A 20,814-nucleotide genomic window follows, 5' to 3' on the forward strand; every position below is an offset into this window, starting at 1 on the left:
ATCAGGACGTGGGGGATACCAGGGGGCTGCTCGGGCCGGCGGACGTGCGCGAGCTGGCCGGGCGGCTCGGCATCCGGCCGACCAAGACGCTCGGCCAGAACTTCGTCATCGACGCCAACACGGTGCGCCGGATCGTCCGGGCCGCGGACCTCGCCCCGGACGACGTCGTCATCGAGGTGGGCCCCGGGCTGGGGTCGCTCACGCTGGCGCTGCTGCCGGCGGCGCGCCGCGTCGTCGCCGTGGAGATCGACCCGGCGCTCGCCGCCGAGCTGCCCGCCACGGCCGCGGCGCGGGAGCCCGGGCTCGCGGAGCGGCTGGAGGTCGTGCGCGCCGACGCGATGAGGATCGCGGAGGTGCCGGGCCCGCCGCCGACGGCGCTCGTCGCGAACCTGCCGTACAACGTCGCGGTCCCGGTCGTCCTGCACCTGCTGGCCGTCCTGCCGTCGCTGCGGACCGCGCTCGTCATGGTGCAGGCCGAGGTCGCCGACCGGATGACCGCGGCGCCCGGCAGCCGGATCTACGGGGTGCCGTCGGTCAAGCTCGCCTGGTACGGGACGGCCCGCCGGGCGGGGCCGGTCGGCCGCGCCGTCTTCTGGCCCGCGCCGAACGTCGACTCGGGGCTCGTCGCGTTCACCCGCGGCGACCCGCCGCCGACCGCCGCGTCCCGCGAGGAGGTGTTCGCCGTGGTCGACGCCGCGTTCGCGCAGCGCCGCAAGACGCTGCGCGCGGCGCTCGCCGGGTGGGCCGGGTCCGCGCCCGCCGCCGAGGAGGCGCTGCGCGCCGCCGGGGTCGACCCGCGGGCCCGGGGAGAAGCGTTGGACGTGGCCGCCTTCGCCCGGATTGCCGAGTATGGTCCTTCACGCCGGGGAGATCATCCCCACACCCCCTGAGCGTCGCCTCTCGGGGATCACAAGCATCAGCACGGAGCCGGAGGTCGATGTGAAGGCGCGTTCGCGGACGACGCGGGCCAGGATGCCGATCGTGGCGACGGCGCTGCTCGCGACCGCCGGCATGATCGCGACGGTCGCCGCGAGCTGCGGGGACGGCGCGGGCGCGGCGCCGAAGATCACCACGACCGCGCGGGCGGGCGTGGCGCCCGTCCCGCCGAAGCAGGGCGCCTACTTCGGGGCCTGGGTGCCGCCGGAGGGCACCGGCCTGCCGTCCGGCTCGCCGTCCCCGTCCGCGTCCCCCTCGGACTCGCCCTCGGACTCGCCCTCGGGTTCCGCGTCCGCTTCGCCCTCCGGTTCACCGACCGGGAAGGACGCCGGCAAGCCCGGCATGGCGCCGGTCGCCGGCTTCGAGCGGCAGCTCGGCCGGCAGCTCGACATCGTGCAGAGCTACCGCGGCTGGAAGAGCGACTTCCCCGGCGCGCTGGAGAAGTCCGTCGCCGGCGGCAACCGCTACCTGCTGCTGACCTGGGCGGGCGCCGACACCCGCGAGATCGTCCAGGGCGAGCACGACGAGCTGATCGAGCGGCGCGCCCGCGCCGTCAAGGCGCTCGGCAAGCCGGTCTTCCTGCGCTGGTCGCGCGACATGGACAAGTCCTCCAACGCGAAGCGCGTCCACTCGGCGGACGACTTCATCGCCGCGTGGAAGCACGTGCGGGAGATCTTCAAGCGGGAGAAGGTCGACAACGTGGCGTGGGTGTGGTGCCCCACCGCCCGCGGCTTCAGCGGTGCGAACGCCGGCTCCTACTACCCCGGCGACGACCAGGTCGACTGGATCTGCGCCGACGCCCAGCCCGGCGGCGACTACGACTACCGCGACCTGTCGGAGGCCGTGAAGCTGTTCATGGAGTGGGCCCGCGGGCGCCGCAAGCCCATCATGATCGCCGAGTTCGGGGTGCCGAAGTCCTACGGCCCGCGCCGCGCCGAGTGGCTCCGCGAGGCGGCCAAGACGCTCCAGGACCCGCAGGTCAAGGCCGTCGTGTACTTCAACTCCGACGAGCAGGCCGAAAGCGCCCGCGACAAGCGCCGCGCCTACTCGGTGGTGGGCGACAAGCACGCCGCCTCCGCGCTCCGGGAGCTCGCGACGACCCCGTACTTCAACCCGCGCAACCTCCCCGTCACCAGCGGCGGATGAGGGTCCCGTAGGGTTTCGCGAGTGAACGCAGTGACGGTACGGGTCCCCGCCAAGGTGAACCTCCAGCTCGGCGTCGGACCGCTCCGCGATGACGGCTACCACGACCTCGTCAACGTGTTCCACGCCGTCTCCCTGTTCGACGAGGTGACCGTCGAACCCGCGGGGAGCCTGGAGGTGCGCGTCCAGGCGGCCCCGCACTCGCGCGTGCCGGTCGGCGGCGTCCCGGCCGGCCCCGGCAACCTCGCCGCCCGCGCGGCGGGCCTCGTCGCCGCGCGCCTCGGCGTCCGGCCGGACGTCCGGCTCCGGATCCGCAAGGCGATCCCGGTCGCCGGCGGGATGGCGGGCGGCAGCGCCGACGCCGCCGCGGCGCTCGTCGGCTGCGCCCGCCTCTGGGACGACCGGGAGCGGCCCGCCCTCACCCGGGACGACCTGATGGAGCTCGGCGCGGACCTCGGCAGCGACGTCCCGTTCGCCGTCCTCGGCGGCACCGCCGTCGGCGTCGGGCGCGGCGAGCGCCTCACCCCCGCCCTCGCCCGCGGAACCTTCCACTGGGTGTTCGCCACCGCCGACGGCGGCCTGTCCACGCCCGCCGTGTACGGGGAGTGCGACCGGCTCCGCGCGGAGGCTGGGGAGGCGGCGACCCTGCCGCGGGTGTCCGAGCAGCTCATGACGGCGCTCGCCACCGGCGACGCCAAGGGCCTCGGCGCCGCGCTGACCAACGATCTCCAGCCGGCCGCGCTGTCGCTGCGCCCGTCGCTGCGCCGCACGATCGACGCGGGGCGCGACCTCGGCGCGATCGGCGCCGTCGTCTCCGGCTCCGGCCCCACGTGCGCCTTCCTGGCCGAGAGCGCCGACGACGCCGCCGAGCTCGCGGACGCGCTGGACGGCGCCGGCGTCGCCGGGCAGATCGTGCGGGCGTCCGGTCCCGTCCCGGGCGCCACGGTCGTATGACAGCGCCGCGGTAGCTGCTTCCGTCACACAAGCGAACTTCCGCCCCATGCCGGGCGTCTCCTACCCGTGACAGCGATTCCCTCCGGCACCGAATCATCCGGCGAGGTGGAGCGATGACGTACCTGTCCGGGCTGATGGGCGTCGTGGCGCTCCTCATGATGGTGACGCTCGTCCTGCTGGCCGTCCGCCGCGACCGGGCACTGCGCCGCAACGCGCCCGAAAGGGTCGTGTCAGGGGACGCGGGCGGGCAGTAGGCTCGCGAGCAGTCCCCCCGGCACCTTCCCCGATAAGGCGGATGCGGATGCTCTCCAGTCTTCTGGTCCTGTTGTTGTTCGGGCTCGTCCTCGCCCTCGTCATCGGGGCCGTCGTCCTGGTGGTGGTCCTCGCCAACAGGTCGAAGCGGAAGGCCGGGACGGCGTACCGGCCGCCGGGCGCCCCCTATCCGCCCGGCCCGCCCTACCCGCCGGGCCAGCAGGGGCAGCAGGGCCCGCCGCCGCCCGGGTACTGATCGCGGGGCCGCGCGGGCGGCGCGGGGAAGGCAATACGCTTGAAGCGTCGTGAATCTGATCAATCTTGAGAACGTCGCCAAGGCCTACGGGCCGTCGCCACTGCTCGACGGCGTGTCCCTCGGCCTCGACGAAGGCGACCGCGTCGGCGTCGTCGGCCGCAACGGCGGCGGCAAGAGCACCCTCGTGTCCGTCCTCGCGCGCGAGACCGAACCCGACGGCGGCCGCGTCACCCACGCCCGCGGCCTCCGGCTCGGCCACCTGACCCAGCGCGACGCGTTCCCGGACGGCGCGACCGTCCGCTCCGTGGTGCTGGGCGACCGCGCCGAGCACGAGTGGGCGGGCGAGGTCCGCGTCCGCGACATCCTCGCCGGGCTGCTCGCCGACCTCGACCTGGACGCGCCGCTCGCCGGCATGTCCGGCGGCGAGCGGCGCCGGGTCGCGCTGGCGCGGCTGCTCGTCCCCGAGTCCGACCTGCTGCTCCTGGACGAGCCCACCAACCACCTCGACATCGAGGCGATCGACTGGCTGGCCCGGCACCTCAGGGGCCGCAAGGCGGCGCTGCTCGTCGTCACCCACGACCGCTGGTTCCTCGACGAGGTCACCGACCGGACGTGGGAGGTCGTCGACGGCCGCGTCGAGCGCTACGAGGGCGGCTACTCCGCCTACGTCCTGGCCAAGGCCGAGCGGGCACGGATCGCCGCCGCCACCGAGGCCAAGCGGCAGAACCTGCTCCGCAAGGAGCTGGCGTGGCTGCGCCGCGGCCCGCAGGCCCGCACCTCCAAGCCCAAGTTCCGGGTGGACGCCGCGCAGGCCCTCATCGCCGACGAGCCGCCGTTGCGCGACTCGGTGGAGCTGACCCGCTTCGCGACCGCGCGGCTCGGCAAGACCGTCCACGACGTGGAGGACGTGACCGTCGAGCTCGGCGGGCGCGACCTGTTCACCCGCATGACGTGGCGGCTCGGCCCGGGGGACCGGGTCGGCCTCGTCGGCGTGAACGGCAGCGGCAAGAGCACGCTGCTGCGCCTGCTGGACGGGTCCGTCCGGCCCGTCTCCGGGACGGTCGTGCAGGGCAAGACCGTCCAGCTCGCGCATCTGTCGCAGAACCTGGAGGATCTCGACCCGTCCCGGCGCGTGCTGGAGTCGGTCGAGGAGATCCGCGGCCGCGTCACCGTCGGCAAGCGCGAGTGGACGGCGAGCCAGCTCCTCGAACGGCTCGGCTTCCCCGGCGACCGGCAGTGGACGCCCGTCGGCGACCTGTCCGGCGGTGAACGCCGCCGCCTGCAGCTCCTCCGGCTCCTCATGGGCGAGCCCAACGTCCTCCTCCTGGACGAGCCGACGAACGACCTCGACATCGAGACGCTCACCGAGGTCGAGGACCTCCTGGACGGCTGGCCGGGGACGCTCGTCGTCGTCAGCCACGACCGCTACTTCCTGGAGCGCATCACCGACCATGTGGTGGCGCTCCTCGGCGACGGCCGCGTGTCGATGCTGCCCGGCGGCGTCGACGAGTACCTCCAGCGCCGCGCCGCCGGGACCGCGCCCAAGCCCGGCGCCGTCCGGGACGAGCCGGCGCCCGCGCCGCCGAAGCCCAAGGGCGGCGGCCAGGACTGGAAGGCCCGCAAGGAGCTCGACCGCCTCGAACGCCGCCTGGAGAAGCTCGCCGGGCAGGAGGCCCGCCTGCACGAGGAGCTCGCCGCGCACGCCACCGACTACGCCCGGCTCCAGGAACTGGACGCGCGGCTCAAGGAGATCCAGGCCGAGGCCGCCGCGGTCGAGGAGGAGTGGCTGATGCTCGCCGAGGACCTCGGATGACGACCTGGATCGTCGAGACCGGCGAGCCGGGCGACGGTCCGCGCCTCGCGGTCAAGGACGCCATCGACGTCGCCGGCCTGCCGACCACCGCGGGCTGTCAGGCCGTCGCCGAACGCGCCGGACCGGCGGCCGCCGACGCGCCCGTCGTCGCCTCCGCCCGCGCGCAGGGCGCCCGGATCGCGGGCAAGACCAACCTGAACGAGCTGTGCCTGGCCGCCGACGGCGTCAACCCGTGGTCGGGCACGCCGGTGAACCCCCTCGACCCGTCCCGCGTGCCGGGCGGCTCGTCCAGCGGCTCCGCCGTCGCCGTCGCCACCGGCGAGGCCGACGTCGCGTTCGGCACCGACACCTCCGGGTCGATCCGCATCCCCGCCGCGTGCTGCGGCGTCGCCGGGCTGAAGACCACCAACGGGCGCGTCCCCCTGGACGGCGTGTACCCGCTGTCGCCGACGCTGGACGTCGTCGGGCCGATGGGACGCGACGTCGGCGCCGTCGTCCTCGGCATGCGCCTGATCGAACCCGGCTTCACGCCCGTCCTGTACGAGCCGTCGTGGACGATCGCGCGCCTGCGCGTGGACGGCGTGGACCCCGCGATCGACGCCGCCGTCGACGACGCGCTCCGCCGCCTCGGTCCCTTCGCCGACGTGACGTCCGCGCACTACGCCGACGCCGCGACCGCGAACGGGTTCATCATCGGCGACGAGGGGCCGCGGCAGAACGCCCCGCTGCTCGCCGAACCGGAGAAGCTCAGCGGGCGCATCGGGCGGCGCCTCCAGCACCTGATCGACGTCTCCCGCGCGGGGAGGCTCGGCTGGGCCCTCGGCGTCCAGACGGCGATCAGGGCCGAACTGGACGCGATCCTCGCCCGGCACGCCGCGATCGCCCTGCCCGTGCTGCCGTGCGTCGCCCCCGAACCCGGCGAGGAGGACGAGTCCGATCTGGTCCTCACCTCGCTGGCCGGCCAGATCAACGTCGCCGGCCTTCCAGCGTTCGCCCTGCCCGTCCCGCTGCCGGGCTCGCACCTGCCCGCGTCCGTCCAGCTGGTGGGCCCGGCCGGCGGCGAGGAACGCCTCTGCGGCCTGGCCGCCGCCCTGGAAGCCGCCCTCGCCCTTTGAGCGCGGCCCCGGGCCCGGTCACACGTCGAAGGGGACCAGGAGGGTGCGCAGGAGACCGGCGAGGGCCGCCTGCTGGTCGGGGGAGAGCGTCTCCAGGATCGCCTGCTCGCGGCGCAGGAGGTCGGCGAACGCGGCGTCGACGCGGGTCATGCCCGCCTCGGTGAGGCGGACCTGGACGCCGCGCTTGTCCAGCGGGTCGGGGTGCCGCTCCACCAGCCCGGCCGCGGCCAGCCGGTCGATGCGGTTGGTCATCGTGCCGGACGTCACGAGGGTCGCCTTCAGGAGCCGTCCCGGGCTCAGCTGGTAGGGGGCGCCCGCCCGGCGCAGCGCGGTGAGCACGTCGAACTCCCACGACTCCAGGTCGTGGTCGGCGAACACGGCGCGGCGGGCGCGGTCGAGGTGGCGGGCCAGCCGGGACACGCGGCTGAGCACCTGCAGCGGCCGGACGTCCAAGTCCGGACGCTCGGTGTTCCACGCCTCGACCAGCCTGTCGACCTCATCGCGCATGCCGACACCCTACCTGTCTTGATATCGAGAAACAGGGGGCGCCGGCGACCCGCCGGACGCCGGCAGGCCAGGATTCTTGACATCAAGATATAGGTACGGCACTATGTCTCTTGATGTCGAGACAAAGTGACGCCGTGTGGGATCCCGTGCAGTACGGGATCTTCAGCGACCAGCGCTCCCGGCCCTTCGCCGAGCTCGTCGGGCGGCTCGGCGGCCCGCCGCCCGCCCGCGTCACCGACCTCGGCTGCGGGTCCGGCGAGCTCACCGCCTCCCTCGCGGCGCGCTGGCCGCACGCGGTCATCGACGCCCTCGACGCCTCGCCCGAGATGATCGCGGCCGCCCGCGAACACGAGATCCCCGGCCGCCTCGGCTTCCGGGTCGCCGACGTCACCGCCTGGGCGCCCGAGCGGCCCGCCGACCTCATCGTCTCGAACGCCGTCCTGCAGTGGGTCCCCGAACACCCCGACCTGCTGCCCCGGTGGGCCGGCTCCCTCACCCCCGGCGGGCGGCTCGCCTTCCAGGTCCCCGGCAACTTCGACGCGCCCAGCCACGTGCTCCTGCGCGAGCAGGGCCGCTCCGCGCGGTGGCGCGGCAAGCTCGGCTCCCTCCAGCGGGACGCGCCCGTCCTCGACCCGGCCGGCTACTTCGACCTGCTCGCCCGCCACGGCTGCGACGTCGACGCGTGGGAGACGACCTACACGCAGGTGCTCCAGGGTGAGGACGCCGTCCTCGAATGGGTCAAGGGCACCGCGCTGCGACCCGTCCTCACCGCCCTCGATCCCGAGGAGGCCGGCGAGTTCCTCGCCGAGTACCGCGAGAGGCTCAGGCGGGCCTATCCCGCCGCCCCCTACGGGACCCTGTTCCCCTTCCGGCGGATCTTCGTGATCGCCACGCGGAGGACCTAGACGGGATGCCGCCCGCCCGCCGGGGGAAGCCACTCGTTCCCCTGCGGTGCCCAACCCGGCCGGACGGGCGGCGTCCGCAGCTCCCGGACTCGCGACCCGAGACCGGCGACCCCTGGCCGGTGGCCGCCCGGACGAACTCCGGACGGCCACCGGTTGCGGCCTGCCGTCACATTGACGGGTCGGCCAGGCCGTCCAGGCCGTCCAGGTCGCGGCGTGCCTTGCGCTGGGCCCTCTCGGCGCGCGCCGCCGCCTTCTCCTCGGCCTTCTCGGCCTTCGCCGCGGCCTTCTCGGCGCGCTTCTCCAGGCGCTCCATCTCCTTGCGGCGCCGACGCGGATCCAGGGACGGCTTCGGCTCCAGGCCGGACAGCCCGTTCCACGCCAGGTTCACTATGTGCGCGGCGACGTCCTCGCGGCGGGGCTTGCGCACGTCCAGCCACCACTGGCCCGTGAGCGCCACCATGCCGACGAGGCTCTGCGCGTACAGCGGCGCGAACTTGTCGTCGTAGCCGTGCCGGTCGAACTCCTGGGCCAGGATGTACTCGACCTCGCCGGCGATCTCGCTCAGCAGGCTCGCGTAGCTGCCGGTGCCCGTGCCGCCGTGCGAGTCGCGCACTATGATCCGGAACCCGTCCGGATGCTCCTCGATGTACTCCAGGAGCGCCAGCGCGGCCTTCTCCAGCTTGCTCCGGTAGTGGACCGCGGAGTCGAGCGAGTCCGTCACGAGCCGCAGCAGCCGTTCGAACTCCCGGTCGACGACGACCGCGTACAGGCCCTCCTTGCCGCCGAAGTGCTCGTACACCACGGGCTTCGACACGCCGGCCGCCGACGCGATCTCCTCCACGGAGGTGCCGTCCAGCCCGCGCTCGGCGAACAGCGTCCGGCCGATGTCGAGAAGCTGCTCGCGTCGTTCCTTGCCGGTCATCCGCTTTCTGCGGGGCCTGGGAGCGGGTTCTGTCACGGAATCAATTGTGACGGTCAAGCCGCCTGCTTCGTGCGCTTCGTGGCCAGCCTGTCGTGGTTCGGCCACCGGACGTCGTAGGCGAGGCCCGTCTTCTCGAACGCCCAGATGATGCGCGCGCTGATGTCGACCTGGCCCTTGAGTACGCCGTGACGTGCGCAGGTCGGGTCCGAGTGGTGCAGGTTGTGCCACGACTCGCCGAGCGACGGGATGGCCAGCCACCACACGTTGCGGGACTTGTCGCGAACCTCGAACTCCTCCTTGCCGAAGGTGTGGCAGATCGAGTTGATCGACCACGTCACGTGGTGCACGAGCGTGATCCGCACGAAGCCGGCCCAGAAGAGGGCGGTCAGGAAGCCCGTCCACGACATCGTGACGAGCCCGCCGAGCACCGCGGGCAGCAGGAACGACACCGCCACCAGGCCGGGGAACGCGAGATGGATGCGCCGGATGTCGCGGTCGTTCAGCAGGTCCTTGGCGAACCGCTGCTTGGACGTCCGGTTGGCGTCGAACAGCCAGCCGTAGTGCGCCCAGGCCAGCCCCTTCGTCAGTGCCTTCCAGTCGTTGCCGAACCGCCACGGCGAGTGCGGGTCGAAGTCCTTGTCCGAGTGCTTGTGGTGCCGCCGGTGGTCGGCCACCCACGTGATGACCGGCCCCTCGATGGCCAGGCTCCCGGCCAGGGCCATGAAGATCTTCAGGCCGCGCCGGGCCTTGAACGACCCGTGCGTGAAGTACCGGTGGTAGCCGACCGTGATGCCCGCGGCGGACAGCACGTAGAAGACCACCGTGAGCACGACGTCCGTCCAGCCCAGGAACCTGCCCCAGGCGAGCGGTACGGCCGCGAACAGGGCCAGGAAGGGCACGCCGGTGAACACGGCGACGAGCACGCGTTCGGCGTTGCCCTGCTTTTCGGGCGCGAGCTCGGGACGCCGCTGCGGGCGGGGAGGATCCATGGTCGGGGCAGTTGTCATGCGTCACCACTTCCTGCGACTAGGGGCAGCCATACCTACGCTACCGTAACCTACGGATCCGTAAGTTGCCCAGCAGCGAACGGTTTAAACGGCGAGAAACTGCCCTAACGGCCACATAACTCCAGGGTGACCGGGCGCCGGACCTGGCGTTGTGGACGCCCCGGTGACGTTCCTCTCACCAGGGCGAACGCCGCGCGCGAAGCGGACGTTCGCGCGCCGGCCGGCCGTCGGCGGTGCCCTCGCGCGGCTCGGGGACGGGGTGCCCGATAGCGGCGGTTCTACACCGATTCCGGCAAATTGCCCGGTCGTCCGGCCCGGTCGCGGGCCCGCCGCCATCGCCGCAATGAGGTGGGATCACCGGCGCCGGTGTAGGTATCGTTGGGGCCGGTCGGTTCGCGGCTCTGTCCGGATCCGTCTACTCCGATCCGGCGTGGTGTAATTGGCAGCACAAGGGTTTTTGGTGCCCTTAGACAAGGTTCGAGTCCTTGCGCCGGAGCTGACACGGCTGTTCCTGGATGCCGGTCCGGGCGGGCGGCGGGGTGACAGGAGCGGGTCGGGCGGTATCCTGCCCGTATCGGGTCCGCCGTGTGCGATGTCGCAGGTGGGCGGGCTCGTCGTCGATCCCGTCCGCGATGCCGAGGAGCCTCCTTGTGAGCGCTGCGAGCCGCCCGGCCGCCGTCATCGTTCTCGCCGCGGGCGAGGGCACCCGGATGAAGTCCCGTACTTCGAAGGTCCTGCACGAGCTGTGCGGGCGCTCCATGCTCGGCCATGTGCTGGCCGCCGCCCGCGAGCTGGAGCCCGAGCGGCTCGTCGTGGTCGTCGGGCACCGGCGCGAGCAGGTCGTCGCGCATCTCGCCGAGCACGCGCCGGACGCCGAGGCGGCCGTCCAGGAACGGCAGGGCGGCACCGGCCACGCCGTCCGGATGGCGCTGGAGCAGACCGGCGCGCTGACCGGCACGGTCGTGGTCACCAACGGCGACCACCCGCTGCTGCGCGGCGAGACGCTGCTCGCGCTCGTCCGGGCCCACGAGGACGAGGGCAACGCGGCGACCGTCCTGACGACCGAGATGCCGGACGCGACCGGCTACGGGCGGATGGTCCGCGCGGCGGACGGCAGCGTCGCGGCGATCGTCGAGCACAAGGACGCCACCGGCGAGCAGCGCGCGATCAACGAGATCAACGTCGGCATGTACGCGTTCGACGGCGCCCTGCTGGCCGACGCCCTGAAGCGGGTGACCACCGACAACGCCAAGGGCGAGGAGTACCTCACCGACGTCGTGGCGATCATGCGCGGGGACGGCCACCGGGCGGGCGCGCACCTGGCCGCCGACTGGGTGGAGACCCAGGGCGTGAACGACAAGGTCCAGCTGGCGCAGGCGCGCCGGCAGCTCAACGACCGGATCGTCGAGGCCCACATGCGGGCCGGGGTGACGATCATCGACCCGGCGTCCACCTGGATCGACGTCGGGGTGACCGCGGAGCCGGACGCGGAGGTCCACCCGGGGACGCAGCTGCACGGCCGGACGCACCTGGGCGAGGGCGCCCGGGTGGGGCCGGGGTGCACGCTGACCGACACGGTCGTGGGCGCGGGCGCGGCGGTGATCAACGCGGTGTGCGTGGAGGCCGAGATCGGGCCGGAGGCGTCCGTCGGGCCGTACGCGTACCTGCGGCCGGGAACGCGGCTGTCCCGCAAGGCGAAGATCGGCACGTACGTGGAGACCAAGAACGCCGACATCGGCGAGGGCACCAAGGTGCCGCACCTCACGTACGTGGGCGACGCCGAGATCGGCGCGGGCTCCAACATCGGCGCGAGCTCGGTGTTCGTGAACTACGACGGTGTGCGCAAGCACCGCAGCGTCATCGGGTCGCACGTGAAGGTCGGCAGCGACAACATGATCGTGGCGCCGGTGACGGTGGGGGACGGCGCCTACACCGCGGCGGGCTCGGTGATCGTCCAGGACGTCCCGCCCGGGGCGATGGCCGTCGCGCGGGCGCGGCAGCGCAACGTCGAGGGCTGGGTCGAGCGCAAGCGGCCGGGGACCCCGGCGGCGGAGGCGGCCCGCCGGGCGAGGGACGGCGAGGAGGGCGCGCCGTAGCGCGGCGCCCGATGATGACTGCCCCGCGCCCAGGCGGGGATGGGGAGGACAGCGGCGTCTTCCATGAACAACGACAACGACGACAGAGCAACCCGTGCGCCGGACACCTTCGCGGTGCGCGGGGGAAGTGGGGACGACACCCCACGGGTAGGGCACAGTTCCATTGAGGGGGAGTTGTCAGAGGTGAGTGGGATCAAAGCGAGCGGTCAGAAGAAGCTGATGCTCTTCACCGGCCGAGCCCACCCGGACCTGGCCAGGGAAGTAGCCGACAACCTCCATGTCGAGTTGACGCCGACGTCCGCCTACGACTTCGCGAACGGTGAGACGTTCGTGCGGTTCCTGGAGTCGGTCCGCGGCTCCGACGCCTTCGTGATCCAGAGTCACACCGCTCCCATCAATCAGTGGATCATGGAGCAGCTGATCATGGTGGACGCGCTCAAGCGCGCGTCGGCGAAGCGGATCACGGTCGTGGCGCCGTTCTTCGGGTACGCGCGGCAGGACAAGAAGCACCGCGGCCGCGAGCCGATCTCGGCACGGCTGATGGCGGACCTGTTCGTCACGGCGGGCGCCGACCGGCTGATCGCGGTGGATCTGCACACCGCGCAGATCCAGGGCTTCTTCAACGGCCCGGTGGACCACCTGTTCGCGCTCGACCTGCTGGCGCACCACTTCGAGAGCCGGCTGGACACCTCCCAGGTGACGGTCGTCGCGCCGGACGCCGGCCGGGTGCGGGTCACCGAGCGGTGGAGCGACCGGCTGGGCGGCGTCCCGATGGCGATCATCCACAAGAAGCGCGACCCGGACGTGGCGAACGAGGTCAAGGTGTTCGACGTCGTGGGCGAGGTCGCGGGCCGCACCTGCGTCGTGGTCGACGACATGATCGACACCGGCGGCACGATCGTGAAGGCGGCGGACGCGCTGTTCGACCACGGCGCCACGAGGGTCGTGGTGGCCGCGACGCACGGGGTGCTGTCCGGCCCGGCCGTCGACCGGCTGAAGAACTCGCGGATCTCCGAGGTGGTGCTGACCAACACGCTGCCGATCCCGGAGGAGAAGCAGTTCGACAAGCTGACCGTGCTGTCCATCGCGCCGCTGGTCGCCCGCGCGATCAACGAGGTGTTCTCGGACGGCTCGGTGACGAGCCTTTTCGGCGGTCACAGCTAGCGGGCCGGGCGGGTCCGGCGGCGTCGCGCCGCCCCGGGCCCCGGGCGCGGGAGGCCGCCCCGGGGCCCAGGGCAATGCCATGAATGCGCTAAGCTTGTCGAATCCGCGTATGCCCCGGGTCGTTCAGTACGGCGTCGGGACAGGGGCCGTACTCCCCGGGCAACGCAACGAATCTTCGAGGCGCCTGACGCATCGAGCATCGCCTGATTCGCTCTGTCCGCAGCGGACGTCCAGTGCCGGACGGCCGTGGATCGCAACAACGAGGAGTTTTCGCCGTGTCCGAGGTACGCATTGCCGCCGAGCCGCGCACCGAGTTCGGTAAGGGTGCCGCGCGGCGCACCCGCCGGGCCGGCAAGGTGCCCGCCGTCCTCTACGGTCACGGCACCGACCCGCAGCACATCTCGCTGCCCGGTCACGACCTGATGCTCGCGCTGAAGACGCCGAACGTGCTGCTGACCATCGAGGGGCTCGCGGGCGGCGCCGAGCTGGCCCTGCCGAAGGACGTGCAGCGCGACCCGATCAAGGGGTTCCTGGAGCACGTCGACCTGCTGCTGGTGAAGCGCGGCGAGAAGGTCGTCGTGGACCTCCCGGTCAACCTGGTCGGCGACGTCGTCCCGGGCGGCGTCGTGCAGCAGGAGGTCGTCCAGGTGTCGGTGGAGGCCGAGGCGACCCACATCCCGCAGGCCGTCGACCTGTCCATCGAGGGCATCGAGGTCGGCACGCAGGTGCTGGCCGGCGACCTGAAGCTGCCGTCCGGCGTCACGCTGATGCTCGACGCCGAGGCGCTGATCCTGCAGATCGCGGACGCGACCGTGTCCGCGGGCGAGACGGAGGCGGCGGCCGAGGGCGAGGCCGCCGAGGCGCCGGAGGAGGCTCCGGCGGCCGAGGCGGACGAGTCCGCCGAGTAGGTCCGCGGATAGGCGAAGACCGCCGACGGCCCCCGGGGTGTGCGCACCCGCGGGGGCCGTCGGCTGTGAGGAGTACGGGTGAGCGCGGATCTCTGGCTGGTCGTGGGGCTCGGCAACCCGGGGCCGTCGTACGCGAAGAACCGGCACAACGCGGGCTTCATGGTGCTGGACGTCCTGGCGGCACGGGCCGGGGGCCGGTTCAAGTCGCACCGGGCGCGTGCGGACGTGCTGGAAGGGCGGCTCGCGGGCGTGCGGGCGGTGCTGGCGAAGCCGCGGTCCTTCATGAACGAGTCGGGCGGCCCGGTGAAGGGGCTGCTGGACTTCTACAAGGTCCCGGTCGAGCGGCTGGTCGTCGTGCACGACGAGCTGGACATCCCGTTCGGCGCGGTGCGGCTGAAGCAGGGCGGCGGTGACAACGGCCACAACGGGCTGCGGTCGATCACCAGGTCGCTCGGGGCGAAGGACTACCTGCGGGTGCGGTTCGGGGTGGGCCGGCCGCCGGGGCGGATGGACGCGGCGGCGTTCGTGCTGAAGGACTTCTCCGCGGCGGAGCGCAAGGACCTCGACCTCGAGGTCGACCGGACGGCGGACGCGGTGGAGGCGCTGCTGTCCGGGGGGCTGGCCACGGCCCAGAACGTCTTCCACGCGGGGTGACCGGATCCGGCCGCCGCGGACTTCTTTCCGGCTGGTATTCGGACAGGCCGGACGCCGCTTTCGTGCGTGTTCGCCCCCGTTTGTATGCGCTGCGGAGCGGATGACCGCGTTCTGCCCGTGACCACGGCAAAGCGGTCGTAGGATGCACGTCGGACGAGGTTCGGGATACGTGTGAACCTCAGGCGACCTTCAGCCGTCTTCGGTGTGAATCGCGCTGACGGGGCGCGTGTTACAGGGGATTGGTGAGTGGTTTATGGCCGTCGTTGACAAGGTCCAGGCCGAGTCATCGATTCGCCATGAGCAGAAACGCGCGTCCTCGCAGAGCTGGAGCGGATCCTACCGGCGGCTCGCGCTGTGCCTGGACTTCGCCAGCATGCTGATGGCCGGCGTGATCGCCTTCGTGCTGAGGTTCCCGGGCGTCCCGACCGAGCTGAACGCGCCGTACGTGGCGCTGACGGTCGTCCTGCCGGTGGTGTGGGTGCCGACGCTGGTGCTGTCCGGGCGTACCAGCCGCGGTACGTGGGCGTCGGCTACGAGGAGTTCCACCGGGTGCTGCGCGCCGGGTTCATCCTGACGGCGACGGTCGCGATCGTGGCGTACGCGACGAAGACCGAGGTGGCGCGCGGCTACGTGGTCATGGCGCTGCCGCTCGGGACCTTCCTGGCCCTGGTGGCGCGGTACCGGCTGCGCAAGTGGCTGCACAAGAAGCGCTGGAACGGCGAGTGCATGCGCCGGGTGGTCGCGGTCGGGCACCGCACGTCGGTGGCCGACCTGATCCGGCTGCTGCAGAAGAAGCGCTACCACGGGATGGACATCGTCGCGGTGTGCCTGCCGCCGGCGCTGGCGTCGGGGGACGACGCGGTCGCCGAGGTGGAGGGCGTGCCGGTGCTGGGCGACTTCGGCCAGGCCGCGGTGGTCGCGGACCGGATCGGCGCCGACTCGGTGGCCGTCCTGGCGTGCCCGGAGATGGACGGGGTGGCGCTGCGGCGGCTGGCGTGGCAGATCGAGCGCAACGACGTCGAGCTGGTCGTGGCGCCGGCGCTGATGGACGTGACCGGCCCGCGGATCTCGATCCGGCCGGTGTCGGGCCTGCCGCTGCTGCACGTGGAGCACCCGGAGCTGGACGGCGGCCGCAAGGTGCTGAAGGGGCTGTTCGACCGGGTCGCGGCGCTCGCCGGGATCGTGCTGCTGAGCCCGCTGATGGCGCTGATCGCGGTGCTGATCAAGCTGTCGGGCAACGGCCCGGTGCTGTTCCGGCAGACGCGGGTCGGGCGCGGGGGACGCGAGTTCACCGTGCTGAAGTTCCGCACGATGGTGCAGGACGCGGAGGCGCGCCGGCTGGAGCTGCTGGCCGCCAACGAGAACGACGGCGTGCTGTTCAAGATCCGGGAGGACCCGCGGGTGACGGCGGTCGGCCGCCGGCTGCGCCGCTACTCCCTGGACGAGCTGCCGCAGCTGTTCAACGTGCTGCGCGGCGAGATGTCGCTGGTGGGCCCGCGCCCGCCGCTGCCGGAGGAGGTCGCGCAGTACGGCGGCGACGTGTACCGGCGGCTGGTGGTGAAGCCGGGGCTGACCGGCCTGTGGCAGGTGAGCGGGCGCTCCGACCTGTCGTGGGAGGAGTCGGTGCGGCTCGACCTGCGGTACGTCGACAACTGGACGCTGGCGCTGGACCTCCAGATCATGTGGAAGACCTGGTCGGCGGTGGTCCGGGGGTCGGGCGCGTACTAGCCCGCCCGGTGGGTGGGACGGCGACCCTGGCGCGCGGTCCCGTCGGGTACGCATGAGAAAGTGGACCGAGCTGACCGATCGAGTCGGGAATGTGGTGCAGGGATGACCAGGGCGGGCGCGGCGGACGACCACGTGCTGGCGGCGGAGCTCGCCGCCACGGCGGGCCGGTTGCTGCTCGGCGTGCGGGACGAGGTGGGCTTCGCGGACGCGCGGGTCCTGAAGGACACGGGCGACCTGCGGGCGCACGAGTACCTCATGGCGGCGCTGGCGGAGCGCTGTCCCGGCGACGCCGTCCTGTCGGAGGAGGGGCGCTCGTCGGTCGCCGGGAAGCGGGCGGAGGGCGACGACCGCGCCCCGACCCGCAACACGGCCGACGCGGAGCGGCTCACGGCGGGCCGCGTGTGGATCGTGGACCCGCTCGACGGCACCCGGGAGTTCTCCGAGGAGGGCCGCCGCGACTGGGCCGTCCACGTGGCGCTCTGGGAGCGCGGCGAGGACGGCGCGGGCCGTCTTACGGCGGGGGCGGTGGCGCTGCCCGCGCAGGGCCTGACGCTCCGCACGGACGCGACCGGCGGCGCGGTTCTCGTCCGCGCGGACGAGGGCGCCCCGGACCCGCTCACGGGCGGGCCGGCCGCGGCGCGCGAGGCACCGCCGCGCGAGGTGCCGCTGCACGTCCCGGCGCCGGACGCGGGCAAGCTGCGCATCGCGGTGAGCCGGACGCGCCCGCCCGAGTTCGTGCGGCGGCTCGCCGAGAAGGTGAGCCTCGACGTCGAGCTGGTGCCGATCGGGTCCGCCGGCGCGAAGATCTCCGCGGTGCTGCTCGGCGAGGTCGACGCGTACGTGCACGCGGGCGGCCAGTACGAGTGGGACTCCGCGGCCCCGGCGGCGGTGGCGCTCGGCTCCGGGGCGCACGCGTCCCGGATCGACGGGTCGCCGCTGGAGTACAACCGGGAGGACCCCCGGCTCCCGGATATCCTGGTGTGCCATCCCGTGTCGGCGTCGACGCTGCTGACCGGCATCCGGGACCTGCTGCCCGGCGGGGGGCCGTCCTCCCGCCGAGCATCGTGAACGGCGCCCCGCCCTGACCGTCCGTCCCATGGACGGGACTGATTCGCGGCGGGCGGGCGTTCGATCCGGTGGGAAGGCAAGTGCCCGTCCCGTGCCACCGGTTGCATCTGCCAGAACAGCGTGGAGAGAGCCCCAGACCATGCAGCGTTCCGATTACCTGCTGTCCCAGCTAGACGTGCTCGAAGCCGAGTCGATCCATATCTTCCGGGAGGTGGCGGCCGAGTTCGAGCGGCCGGTGCTGCTGTTCTCGGGCGGCAAGGACAGCATCGTGATGCTGCGGCTCGCCCAGAAGGCGTTCTGGCCGGCGCCGATCCCGTTCCCGGTGATGCACGTCGACACCGGCCACAACTTCCCCGAGGTGATCGAGTTCCGCGACCGGCGGGTCGCCGAGCTCGGCGTCCGGCTGGTCGTGGCGTCGGTGCAGGACGCGATCGACAGCGGCCGGGTCACCGAGCAGAAGGGGCGCCGGGCGTCCCGCAACCGGCTGCAGATCACGCCGCTGCTCGACGCGATCGAGGAGAACCAGTTCGACGCGGCGTTCGGCGGCGCCCGCCGGGACGAGGAGAAGGCCCGCGCCAAGGAGCGGGTGGTGTCCTTCCGCGACGAGTTCGGCCAGTGGGACCCGAAGAACCAGCGCCCGGAGCTGTGGAACCTGTTCAACACGAGGATCGTCCAGGGCGAGCATGTCCGCGTGTTCCCCCTGTCGAACTGGACCGAGCTGGACATCTGGGACTACGTCCGGCGCGAGCAGCTCGACCTCCCGCCCATCTACTTCGCGCACACCCGGCGCGTGTTCGAGCGGGACGGCCTGCTCCTGGACGCCGAGACGGGCTACGCCAACCGCGCCGATGACGAGCCGGAGTTCGAGGCCACGGTCCGCTACCGGACGGTCGGCGACGCGTCCTGCACGGGCGCGGTGAAGTCCGGCGCGGCGACGCTGGACGAGGTGATCGAGGAGATCGCGGCGACGCGGATCACCGAGCGCGGCCAGACCCGCGCCGACGACCGCACCAGCGAGGCCGCGATGGAGGACCGCAAGAAGGAGGGCTACTTCTGATGGCCGGCACGGACCAGGCCGCCGCGACCGGCGCCGCGAAGACCCCGCCCGCGAAGACCATGGACCTCCTGCGGTTCGCCACCGCCGGCAGCGTCGACGACGGCAAGTCGACGCTGATCGGCCGGCTGCTGTTCGACTCCAAATCGATCTTCGAGGATCAGCTGGAGTCGGTGGAGCGCACCAGCAGCGAGCGCGGCGAGGAGTACACGAACCTGGCGCTGCTGACCGACGGGCTCCGGGCCGAGCGGGAGCAGGGCATCACGATCGACGTGGCGTACCGGTACTTCGCGACGCCGCGCCGCAAGTTCATCATCGCCGACACGCCGGGGCACATCCAGTACACCCGCAACATGGTGACGGGCGCCTCGACCGCCGACCTGGCGATCATCCTCGTGGACGCCCGGAAGGGCATCCTGGAGCAGTCGCGGCGGCACGCGTTCCTCACCACGCTCCTCCAGGTCCCGCACCTGGTCGTGGCGATCAACAAGATGGACCTCGTCGGCTACGACCGGGCCGTGTACGAGCAGATCGTGGACGAGTTCACGTCGTTCGCCTCCAAGCTGGAGGTGACGGACCTGACGTTCATCCCGATCTCGGCGCTGCACGGCGACAACGTCGTCGAGCGCAGCGTGAACATGCCGTGGTACGAGGGGTCGTCGCTGCTGCACCACCTGGAGCACGTCCACATCGCCTCCGACCGCAACCTGATCGACGTGCGGTTCCCGGTGCAGTACGTGATCCGGCCGCACGCGTCCACCGACCCCGACCTGCACGACTACCGCGGCTACGCGGGCCAGGTCGCGGGCGGCGTGCTGAAGCCGGGCGACGAGGTCGTGCACCTCCCGTCCGGGCTGACCACGACGATCACCCACATCGACGGGCCGCGCGGGCCGGTCGCCGAGGCGTTCGCGCCGATGTCGGTGACGCTCCGGCTCGCCGACGACATCGACATCTCCCGCGGCGACATGATCGCCCGTCCGAACAACCGTCCCGAGGTCGCGCAGGACATCGACGCGATGGTCTGCTGGATGACCCCGGACCGGACCCTCACCCCGCGGTCGAAGCTGGTCATCAAGCACACCACCCGCACGGCGAAGGCGATGGTGAAGGACCTGCACTACCGCCTGGACGTCAACACCCTGCACCGCGACGAGCAGGCGGAGGGCCTCGGCCTGAACGAGATCGGCCGCATCTCCCTGCGGGTGACGCAGCCGCTGTTCGTGGACGACTACGGCCGCAACCGCCTCACCGGCGGCTTCATCCTGATCGACGAGGCCACCAACAACACCGTCGCCGCCGGCATGATCACCGGCGCGCGCTGACCGGACGCCCCCCACTCCACAACTACAAGGCAGGCCCTCGATGCCCCCATCCGTCGGAGTCGTGCTCCCCACGCACAACCGGCCGGAGCTGCTGCGCCGCGCGCTGGAGTCGGTGCTGGCGCAGGACTACGACGGCGAGCTGCGCGCCGTCGTCGTCTTCGACCGGGCCGAGCCGGACGCCTCGCTCGCGGGCGACCGCGTCGAGGTCATCGCCAACACCCGGGAGCCGGGCCTCGCCGGCGCCCGCAACTCCGGCGTCCTCCACCTGGACACCGACCTCGTGGCGTTCTGCGACGATGACGACCAGTGGCTGCCCGGCAAGCTCACCGCCCAGGTGAAGGCGCTGGAGGGCGAGCCGGACGCGGTGCTGTGCAGCTCCGGCATCCTGATCGACTTCGACGGGCGGGAGCTGCCGCGGCTGGCGGGGACCGGCCGCGTCACCTACGACGCCCTGATCCGCGACCGGATGATGAGCGTCCACTCGTCCACCTACGTGGCGCGCCGGGAGCCGCTCGTCGAGATCGGCATGGTGGACGAGACGATCCCCGGCAGCCAGGGCGAGGACTGGGACCTGGCGCTGCGCGCCGCCCGCCGCCATCCCGTCGTGAACGTGGACGAGCCGTACGTCCGGGTCCTGTGGGGGCTGACGTCGTACTACGCGCAGGCGTGGGAGACGAAGGTGGCCGCGCTGGAGTGGTTCCTGGAGCACTACCCGGAGATCGGCGCCGAGCCGGGGGCCGCCGGACGCGTCTACGGGCAGCTCGCGTTCGGGTGCGCGACGGTCGGCCGGCGCAGGGACGCGCTGCGCTGGTCGGCGCGCGCTCTCAAGGCGAATCCGACCGAGCGCCGCGTCCCGTTCGCCCTCGCGGTGGCGTCCGGCGTCGTCTCGGGAAAGCGCGTCCTGCTCGCCCTGCACACCCGCGGCCGCGGCATCTGACGCGAGGCCGTCCATTCCCGGGCTTTCGCCACCTCAGCGCACGTCTCGCCGGTAACGTCATGGCCATCCC

General features: G+C 72.5%; 19 protein-coding genes, 1 tRNA gene and 1 pseudogene. 18 read left to right on the top strand and 3 right to left on the bottom strand.

What is annotated here, in order from left to right; translation table 11 throughout:
• Positions 1-8 precede the first annotated feature (8 nt).
• The 7 genes from rsmA (at position 9) to BM339_RS11665 (ending at position 6,469) form a co-directional block, all read left to right on the top strand.
• Positions 9-890 (top strand): 16S rRNA (adenine(1518)-N(6)/adenine(1519)-N(6))-dimethyltransferase RsmA, encoded by an 882-nt coding sequence (gene rsmA / locus BM339_RS11640; RefSeq protein WP_024935501.1) that lies wholly within the window; start codon positions 9-11, stop codon positions 888-890.
• 49 nt (positions 891-939) lie between these two features.
• Positions 940-2,082: a glycoside hydrolase family 26 protein gene (locus BM339_RS11645; protein ID WP_256255309.1), complete on the top strand. Its 1,143-nt coding sequence runs from the start codon at positions 940-942 to the stop codon at positions 2,080-2,082.
• Positions 2,083-2,103: 21 nt separating this feature from the next.
• Positions 2,104-3,033, top strand: a complete 930-nt coding sequence (locus tag BM339_RS11650) for a 4-(cytidine 5'-diphospho)-2-C-methyl-D-erythritol kinase (RefSeq protein ID WP_024935500.1) — start codon at positions 2,104-2,106, stop codon at positions 3,031-3,033.
• Positions 3,034-3,146: 113 nt separating this feature from the next.
• On the top strand, positions 3,147-3,287 hold the full coding sequence (locus tag BM339_RS49745; RefSeq protein WP_021596091.1) for a hypothetical protein: 141 nt from the start codon (positions 3,147-3,149) through the stop codon (positions 3,285-3,287).
• Positions 3,288-3,334: 47 nt separating this feature from the next.
• The gene (locus BM339_RS11655) at positions 3,335-3,541 is read left to right on the top strand and encodes a hypothetical protein (RefSeq protein WP_143118370.1); all 207 of its coding nucleotides are present in this window, start codon (positions 3,335-3,337) and stop codon (positions 3,539-3,541) included.
• A 49-nt stretch (positions 3,542-3,590) separates the two neighbouring features.
• Entirely contained in the window at positions 3,591-5,354 is a 1,764-nt protein-coding gene (locus BM339_RS11660) for an ABC-F family ATP-binding cassette domain-containing protein (protein ID WP_075020837.1), read from the top strand.
• Complete coding sequence (locus BM339_RS11665; RefSeq protein WP_075020838.1) at positions 5,351-6,469, top strand: amidase; 1,119 nt, start codon at positions 5,351-5,353, stop codon at positions 6,467-6,469. The genes BM339_RS11660 and BM339_RS11665 overlap by 4 nt, the downstream gene beginning before the upstream one ends.
• 18 nt (positions 6,470-6,487) lie before the next feature.
• On the opposite strand, the gene BM339_RS11670 is transcribed toward BM339_RS11665, so the two are convergent.
• Complete coding sequence (locus BM339_RS11670) at positions 6,488-6,976, bottom strand: MarR family winged helix-turn-helix transcriptional regulator (protein WP_021596087.1); 489 nt, start codon at positions 6,974-6,976, stop codon at positions 6,488-6,490.
• Between the two features lie 113 nt (positions 6,977-7,089).
• On the opposite strand from BM339_RS11670, the gene BM339_RS11675 reads away from it, so the two are divergent.
• A complete protein-coding gene (locus tag BM339_RS11675) occupies positions 7,090-7,881 on the top strand; it encodes a trans-aconitate 2-methyltransferase (protein WP_075020839.1) in 792 nt (263 codons plus the stop codon).
• 166 nt (positions 7,882-8,047) lie between these two features.
• On the opposite strand, the gene BM339_RS11680 is transcribed toward BM339_RS11675, so the two are convergent.
• On the bottom strand, positions 8,048-8,839 hold the full coding sequence (locus BM339_RS11680) for a TetR/AcrR family transcriptional regulator (protein WP_337959908.1): 792 nt from the start codon (positions 8,837-8,839) through the stop codon (positions 8,048-8,050).
• A 17-nt stretch (positions 8,840-8,856) separates the two neighbouring features.
• Positions 8,857-9,810, bottom strand: coding sequence for an acyl-CoA desaturase (locus BM339_RS11685; RefSeq protein WP_024935498.1), 954 nt, complete (start codon positions 9,808-9,810; stop codon positions 8,857-8,859).
• Positions 9,811-10,234: 424 nt separating this feature from the next.
• On the opposite strand from BM339_RS11685, the gene BM339_RS11690 reads away from it, so the two are divergent.
• From BM339_RS11690 to BM339_RS11735, 10 genes and pseudogenes are all read left to right on the top strand, one after another.
• Positions 10,235-10,306 (top strand) — tRNA-Gln (locus BM339_RS11690).
• Between the two features lie 154 nt (positions 10,307-10,460).
• Positions 10,461-11,906 (top strand): bifunctional UDP-N-acetylglucosamine diphosphorylase/glucosamine-1-phosphate N-acetyltransferase GlmU, encoded by a 1,446-nt coding sequence (gene glmU / locus BM339_RS11695; protein WP_021596083.1) that lies wholly within the window; start codon positions 10,461-10,463, stop codon positions 11,904-11,906.
• Between the two features lie 183 nt (positions 11,907-12,089).
• Positions 12,090-13,070 carry a ribose-phosphate diphosphokinase gene (locus tag BM339_RS11700; RefSeq protein ID WP_024935497.1) on the top strand — a complete coding sequence of 327 codons (981 nt, stop codon included), beginning with the start codon at positions 12,090-12,092 and terminating at the stop codon, positions 13,068-13,070.
• 275 nt (positions 13,071-13,345) lie between these two features.
• A complete protein-coding gene (locus BM339_RS11705) occupies positions 13,346-13,978 on the top strand; it encodes a 50S ribosomal protein L25/general stress protein Ctc (protein WP_021596081.1) in 633 nt (210 codons plus the stop codon).
• 78 nt (positions 13,979-14,056) lie between these two features.
• A complete protein-coding gene (gene pth / locus BM339_RS11710; RefSeq protein ID WP_075020840.1) occupies positions 14,057-14,632 on the top strand; it encodes an aminoacyl-tRNA hydrolase in 576 nt (191 codons plus the stop codon).
• A 253-nt stretch (positions 14,633-14,885) separates the two neighbouring features.
• Positions 14,886-16,360 (top strand): annotated as a pseudogene (locus BM339_RS11715) (sugar transferase).
• 102 nt (positions 16,361-16,462) lie between these two features.
• A complete protein-coding gene (locus tag BM339_RS11720) occupies positions 16,463-17,428 on the top strand; it encodes a 3'(2'),5'-bisphosphate nucleotidase CysQ (RefSeq protein WP_083597554.1) in 966 nt (321 codons plus the stop codon).
• A gap of 139 nt (positions 17,429-17,567) precedes the next feature.
• Positions 17,568-18,485 (top strand): sulfate adenylyltransferase subunit CysD, encoded by a 918-nt coding sequence (gene cysD / locus BM339_RS11725; RefSeq protein WP_021596076.1) that lies wholly within the window; start codon positions 17,568-17,570, stop codon positions 18,483-18,485.
• A gap of 59 nt (positions 18,486-18,544) precedes the next feature.
• On the top strand, positions 18,545-19,807 hold the full coding sequence (locus BM339_RS11730; protein ID WP_024935496.1) for a sulfate adenylyltransferase subunit 1: 1,263 nt from the start codon (positions 18,545-18,547) through the stop codon (positions 19,805-19,807).
• 40 nt (positions 19,808-19,847) lie between these two features.
• Complete coding sequence (locus tag BM339_RS11735) at positions 19,848-20,744, top strand: glycosyltransferase family 2 protein (protein WP_033332087.1); 897 nt, start codon at positions 19,848-19,850, stop codon at positions 20,742-20,744.
• Positions 20,745-20,814 lie beyond the last annotated feature (70 nt).

It is taken from the genome of Actinomadura madurae (genome assembly GCF_900115095.1).
Taxonomy (GTDB): Bacteria; Actinomycetota; Actinomycetes; order Streptosporangiales; family Streptosporangiaceae; genus Spirillospora; species Spirillospora madurae.